General features: G+C 67.9%; 6 protein-coding genes. 5 read left to right on the top strand and 1 reads right to left on the bottom strand.

Annotated elements, in window-relative coordinates:
• Positions 1 to 204 precede the first annotated feature (204 nt).
• On the top strand, positions 205 to 714 hold the full coding sequence (locus AC6EUH_RS17930) for a hypothetical protein (RefSeq protein WP_499739463.1): 510 nt from the start codon (positions 205 to 207) through the stop codon (positions 712 to 714).
• Between the two features lie 10 nt (positions 715 to 724).
• On the opposite strand, the gene AC6EUH_RS17925 is transcribed toward AC6EUH_RS17930, so the two are convergent.
• The gene (locus AC6EUH_RS17925; RefSeq protein ID WP_499739462.1) at positions 725 to 2,224 is read right to left on the bottom strand and encodes an amidohydrolase; all 1,500 of its coding nucleotides are present in this window, start codon (positions 2,222 to 2,224) and stop codon (positions 725 to 727) included.
• A gap of 449 nt (positions 2,225 to 2,673) precedes the next feature.
• Between AC6EUH_RS17925 and AC6EUH_RS17920 the strand changes: the two genes are divergently transcribed.
• From AC6EUH_RS17920 to AC6EUH_RS17905, 4 genes are read left to right on the top strand one after another with little or no spacing between them, the layout of a single operon-like run.
• Positions 2,674 to 2,976: a hypothetical protein gene (locus tag AC6EUH_RS17920; protein WP_499739461.1), complete on the top strand. Its 303-nt coding sequence runs from the start codon at positions 2,674 to 2,676 to the stop codon at positions 2,974 to 2,976.
• Positions 2,973 to 4,028: a zinc-dependent alcohol dehydrogenase family protein gene (locus tag AC6EUH_RS17915; protein ID WP_499739460.1), complete on the top strand. Its 1,056-nt coding sequence runs from the start codon at positions 2,973 to 2,975 to the stop codon at positions 4,026 to 4,028. Before AC6EUH_RS17920 ends, AC6EUH_RS17915 begins: the two co-directional genes overlap by 4 nt.
• Entirely contained in the window at positions 4,025 to 4,471 is a 447-nt protein-coding gene (locus tag AC6EUH_RS17910) for a flavodoxin family protein (protein WP_499739459.1), read from the top strand. Before AC6EUH_RS17915 ends, AC6EUH_RS17910 begins: the two co-directional genes overlap by 4 nt.
• A gap of 58 nt (positions 4,472 to 4,529) precedes the next feature.
• Positions 4,530 to 6,299, top strand: a complete 1,770-nt coding sequence (locus tag AC6EUH_RS17905) for a DUF4389 domain-containing protein (RefSeq protein ID WP_499739458.1) — start codon at positions 4,530 to 4,532, stop codon at positions 6,297 to 6,299.
• Positions 6,300 to 6,435 lie beyond the last annotated feature (136 nt).

Genomic DNA, 6,435 nt, shown 5'->3' with positions numbered 1-6,435 from the left:
CGGACAGGCAATCCGCCGGACAGGATCCGCGCCCTGGTTGCCCGGCCGCCGGTTCTGCAGCATCCGATTGTCGAGCCACTGCCGGCTCCTGCTCGCCGTTCATAGAAAACACGCTATCGGTCACCGCCGACAATTAAAGGCAACCGCGGAACCGGCGCTTCCGTAAGCTTTAGAGGACCGCCCGCGCCCCGATCCAAGGAACCCATGCCCATCAACAGACAGTCACTGAAGCAGGACGGGTTCACCGGGTTCCGGCAGTTGGCGGACCTTGAAATCAACCGGATTCCGCAGAAACCCGGGATCTTTGTGGTGCTCCAGCCGGAGGGCTTCCGGCCGCAGTTCCTGGCCAGGAGCACGGCCGGCATTTTCAAGAAAAAGGACCCCACCCTGAAGCCGGAAGCGCTCACCGCCGAATGGGTCGACGGCGCAGAGGTCCTGTACGTGGGCAAGGCCGGGCCCGGCAGCAAGGGCAACCGGGGGCTCCGCCGGCAGATCCAGGAATTCGTCGACTTCGGCAAGGGCAAACCTCCCGGCCACTGGGACGGCCGGCTGATTTGGCAGCTCGCCGCCGTCGGCAATCTGATCATCGCGTGGAAAGAGCTGCCCGCCGAGGAGCTCAGCGCAGCCGAAGCGGGATATCATGCTGGGTTCGTGGAGGAGTACGGCCGGCTTCCGTTCGCCAACCTGGTCCGGGCGCGGGTCAAGGGCAGCTAGCCCCGGCCACTCAGAAGGCGCCGTACGTGAACCGCCCCGCCACCATCGTCGCGGCCACCGGCATCGCCGCGAACTCCGTGTCGGATACCGCCAGCGGGTCGACGTCGAGCGCCGCGAGATCCGCCGGATCGCCCGCCCGGACTGTGCCCCGCCCGCGCGTTGACGCTGTCAGGGCCTCTTGCCGCGTGAGGGCCTGCTCGGGGTGCCAGGGCCCGCGGCCGTCCGGCCGTGACCGGGTGGTGGCCGCCGACATCGCGGTCCACGGCTCCAGCGCCGCCACCGGCGCGTCCGATCCCAGCGCCAGGGTGGCCCCGGCAGCCAGCAGCGACCGCAGCGGGAACGCCCGGTCCGTGCGGCCGGCCCAGTTGGAATCGGCGGCGTCCCGGTCATCCAGCGCGTGGGCGGGCTGGACACTTGCCGTCAGCCCCAGTCCGCCGAAACGCGCGAAGTCCTGGCTGCGGACAAACTGGGCATGCTCAATCCGGCCCGTGATCCCCGCGGCTGCGAAGGCATCCAGCGCAACCTCGTTGGCGGCGTCGCCGATCGCGTGCACGGCGGGGACGAATCCGGACTCCCGGGCCCGGACCAGCAGGTCCAGCAGTTCCGTCGCGGTCACAGTGAGCAGCCCGTGGCCGCCATGCGGATACGGGTCCACGCAGTATGCCGTGCGGGTGTTCAACGCGCCGTCAATCAGCACCTTGAGCGGACCCACCCGCAGCAGCCCCGCCCCGCCGGCTACGTCCAAACCGGTCCGCATCCCCGCCGCAATGGCCCGGTCAAGGTCCTGCGGATAGACGCCGGCGTCCACCCTGAAGGCGTCGAATCCGCCGGCCACGCGGCGCAGCCAGACGTCCCGGTTCCACGTCATTTCGAAGTCGACAATCCCCACGATCCCGCGTGCGGCCGCGGCTTCGGCGGACTCCCGCACCCAGCCGTCCACCACCGCGTCGGGCAGGTTGCCCAGCTCACGGGTCAGTTCAAAGGCCGGCTCCTCGCGCAGCAGCCCGGACGCGTCCACCGCCACACCGTAACGGGAAGCCGCCGCGCTGTTGAGCCAGACGCAGTGCAGATCATGGCTCAGCAGCGCCGTCGGCACGCCCCGGGTGGCGCCGTCGAGCAGCTCCAGGCTGGGAACATCCGACCAGACCGCGTCCCGGAAACCCACGCCCACCGCCGTCACGGCGTCGTCGCCTTCGCGTCCGCGGCCGGACAGCGCGGAACGCACGACGTCGGCCGCCTCGCCCGCCGAGGCGGCGCGGGAGAGGTCGATCCGGTTGGCGGCGAGGGCCCACTGCGTCATGTGGACATGCTCATCCCACAATCCCGGGATGAGGTACCGGCCGTCCAGATCCACCACCCTCACAGCGGCGGTGTTGCCCGGGATCCCCGCGGGAGCCAGCCGCGAAACCAGGCCGTCCACCACGTGCACGTCATACAGCGCCGTCCCGCCGGGGATCCGCGCGGACGCGAGCACGAGGTCATTCACGGCGGGGGCAAGTGATGCAGGCATACGAAACAGGCTATGGGCCGGCGCGCGCCGCGCCAATGAGGACCCGCCGCCGCGCCGATCCTGACCCGCCGAGGCCGCTCAGGATCCTTGGGATTCCACGGGGAGCCGGGCTTTCGGCCGCACACGGGACTTTCGCCCCTTGCCCCGTATATTCGCACCCTCCATGCTGGATTTGGGGCGGTTCCTGCACGGCCATTGGGGGATGAACCGCTTGCTACAGCAGTTGTTCGGTCTCGCTCGAACCTTGGGGAAGGAAAAGGCGTTCTGCGCTGGTCCGTGTCTGCGGGACCAGGGCAGGGGGCCGCGGCCAACATGACTGTCACCAGCGATTTTCACCTTTTTGAACCCGTCCAGGGGCAGCCCGGGAGCTCTGATGCCCCGTGACCCACAGACAACACAGCTCCCGAAGTAGCGCCTACTACGCGCACCCCTCCCACGGGGACCCCCGCATGAAAGTCCTTATCCGGATTGACTCCGTTGCGGAATCGGCGCGGGTCGACGTCCGGGGCGTCGTCACGCCGGCAAATATCCGCGCCCTCTATGTCGTCTGCCGGCGTGTGGCGGCCAAACTTCCCGGCTACGAAATCGTCATCAACCTCACCCACGCCCGCGTGACCGCCGATGCCATCGAAGAACTCCACGAGCACGCCCGCCGCTCCGTCGTGTCATCAGGCATCGACGCGTCCGTGACGCCGTGCCGGTTGCGCATCGTGGACCCGCCGAACATCCTCAGAGTCAAGGAGAACGCATGAAAGCCCTCGTCTATGGCGGTCCCGGGGAAAAGTCCTGGACGGACGTTCCCGATCCCAAGATCCAGAATCCCAGCGACGTGATCGTGAAAGTGGACACCACCACGATCTGCGGAACGGACCTCCATATTCTCAAGGGGGACGTTCCTGCCGTGACCAAGGGCCGGATTCTGGGCCACGAAGGCGTCGGGACCATCACCGAAGCGGGCTCCTCGGTCACCAGCCTCAAGGTGGGGGACCGCGTGATCATCTCCTGCATCAAGTCCTGTGGCCACTGCGCGAACTGCAAGACCGGCCTTTACTCGCACTGCATGGGCGAGGAAGGGGCAGCCGGCATTGGCTGGGTCTTCGGCCACCTGATCGACGGTACCCAAGCCGAGTACGTCCGCGTCCCGTACGCCGAAAATTCGCTCCATCTGCTTCCTGAAGGCGTCACCGACGAACGGGCCGTGATGCTCTCCGACATCCTTCCCACCGGTTTCGAAATCGGTGTGCAGTACGGCCGGGTCAAACCCGGCGATACGGTCGCCGTCGTCGGTGCCGGACCGGTGGGCCTCGCCGCGATCGCCACTGCCGGGCTTTACGGGGCCGCCACCATCATCGCCGTGGACCTTGACGCGAACCGGCTGGAGAAGTCCCGCGAGTTCGGCGCCACCAACGTCGTCCTCTCCAGCGACGCCGACTGGAAGGAGCAGGTGCTCGCGCTGACCGACGGTCAGGGAGTGGACGTGGCCATCGAGGCGGTCGGCATTCCGGCGACGTTCAACATGTGCACGGACATAGTGCGTCCCGGCGGCAATGTGGCCAACGTGGGCGTGCACGGCAAGTCCGTGGAGCTGCATGTGGAAAACCTCTGGATCCAAAACATCAACATCAGCATGGGCCTGGTCAATGCCAACACCACACCGATGCTGCTCAAGCTCGTGGCCCAGAACAAGGTGCCGGCGGAAAAATTCGCCACCCACCACTTCAGCTTCGACCAGTTCCTGGAGGCCTACGACACGTTCGCCCGCGCCGCGGAAACGAAGGCGCTCAAGGTAGTGATCACGGCATGAAAGCCCTGGTTGTCTACGATTCGGCGTACGGCAACACCAGATCGGTCGCGGAGGCGATCGCCGGCTCGCTCGACGGCGTGCAGGCGAGCTCCGTTCCGGTGGGCGAGTTCAAACCCGAAACCCTCGCGGCGGGGGACCTCCTTGTGGTCGGCAGCCCGATCAACGGATGGCGCCCGACGCCGAAAATCACCTCGTTGCTGGCTGCCCTGGGAGACGGTTCCCTCAAGGGCGTGAACGCCGCGGCGTTCGATACGCGCGTCCGGATGTTCATCCACGGCGATGCAGCCAAGAAGATATCCCATGCCCTCAAAGCCGGCGGTGCAGACATCATCGCCGAACCCATGCCCTTCTACGTGAAAGGAAGCGAAGGGCCGCTGCGTGACGGCGAAATCGAAAAGGCCCAGAGCTGGGGACGCCGCCTGCTTACCTCGCTAGGGCGCTAACCGGCGTCCATGCTGAACCGGAGGGTCCTGACAAGGGCCATGTGAAAGGACGGCGCTCATGCGACCAGGCCGGATTGTCATGCTCGTGCTGGGTACGCTCAGCGCACTCCTCGGCCTGGGTCTGCTGGCTGGCGCCGGCGCCGTCGGGTGGGCCAACTACCAGCAGCGCGACAACGGGTTCTTCACCACGCCGGTGGAGCGTTTTGCCGCCGATTCGTACGCCCTCACTTCTCCACGCCTCGACATCATGACGGAAAGCAGCTTCCCTGAAACGTCCCCGGTGGTGCCGGGAAGCATCATGCTCCGCGGCTCGGCGGCCGATCCGGCGAAGGCGATCTTCATCGGCATCGCTCCGCAGGCCGATGTGGCGGCCTACCTGGCTGGCGTCAACCACTCCGAAATCGTTGACGTCAGATTCGCGCCGTTCCGGGTGCAGTACCGTGAATTGCCCGGCACGAGTGTTCCGGCGCCGCCCGCGGATCAGACTTTCTGGACCGCGCTCGCCACCGGGCCCGGGACCCAGGAGCTCCAGTGGGACCTGCGGCCAGGGGCCTGGGCCGTGGTCATCATGAACGCGGACGCCACCGCTCCGGTGGCCGTGGACCTTCGAGCCGGAGCCCGCTCTGACCTCCTGTGGCCCGTGTTCGTCGGCCTGTTGATCGGCGGAATCCTGTTCCTGCTCATCGGTGTGCCACTGATCGTGTTTGGCGCCGCCGGGCTGGGCAAGGGCGTACCGCCCGCTGGCCCCGGAGCTCCGGCGCGGGCTTATGCCGGGCAGCCAGTCCCGGGACAGCAGGCATATGCCGCCCAGCCGTATGCGGCCGGTGCGCCGCCGGGCGTCCCGCCGGGTGCTGCACCGTCCACCCCGCCGGGTGCCGGCGTCGTATATCCGGCCCGGCTCAACGGCTATCTGGACCCGAACCTGTCCCGGTGGAAGTGGCTGTTCAAGTGGTTCCTGGCGATCCCGCACTTCATCGTGCTCTTTTTCCTCTGGTTTGCCTTCGGTGTGGTCACCATCGTGGCGTGGTTCGCGATCCTCTTCACCGGGCACTACCCGCGCTCGCTGTTCAACTTCAACGTCGGGGTGATCCGCTGGAGCTGGCGGGTGGCCTTCTACTCCTACGGGGCGCTCGGCACGGACCGCTACCCGCCTTTCACCCTGGCGCGCACCGACTACCCGGCCGACTTCGACGTCGACTATCCGGAGAAGCTCTCCCACGGCCTGGTGCTCGTGAAGTCCTGGCTGCTGGCCCTTCCACACCTGCTGATCATCGCGCTGCTGACCGGCACCGCCCAGACGTGGGTGTACCACGACGGCGAATGGGTGCAGGTCAGCGCGGGGATGTCCCTGTTCGGGTTGCTGGTCTTCATCGCCGGGGTCATCCTGCTGTTCACCGGGGTGTACTCGCGGGGCCTTTTCGACTTCCTGCTGGGCCTGAACCGCTGGATTTACCGCGTCACCACCTACGTTGCGCTGATGCGTGACGAATACCCGCCGTTCCACCTGGACATGGGGCCCCGGGACCCCGGGGAAGCCGCTGCGACGCCTCCCGCCGTGACTCCTCCCGGCCCCGGGTACGCGCCGCTGCCGGGCGGGACCGGCATGCCGGGTGTCCCGGGCGGCCCGCCGCCCCTCTACGGCCAGCCTGGTCCTGGTGTGACAGGCCAGCCCGGTCCGGCCGCGGCCGGGCCAGCCGAGGGCCAGCCGGGCTTCTACGGTATCGGCGGGCCCGCAGCCGCCCGTCCCGATCAGCCGGACGCCTCGTCAGCCGCCGGGCCCGATCAGCCAGGCGCCACCTCCGGCCCGGACAAGCCACCGCCGGCCTAGGACATCCGGAACGACGACAGCCGCGGCCGGGCAGCTCACTAGAGCAGCCCGGCCGCGTCGCTGTGTCCGCTTGCCGGTTCCCGCAGGGACGGGCGTCAACCCTCCGCGGGCCCGCGGGTCCTGCCTGCCCGGTCGC

The sequence above is a fragment of the Arthrobacter sp. 001422645 genome, assembly GCF_059816125.1.
This window is presented reverse-complemented; position numbering and strand designations above follow the sequence as displayed.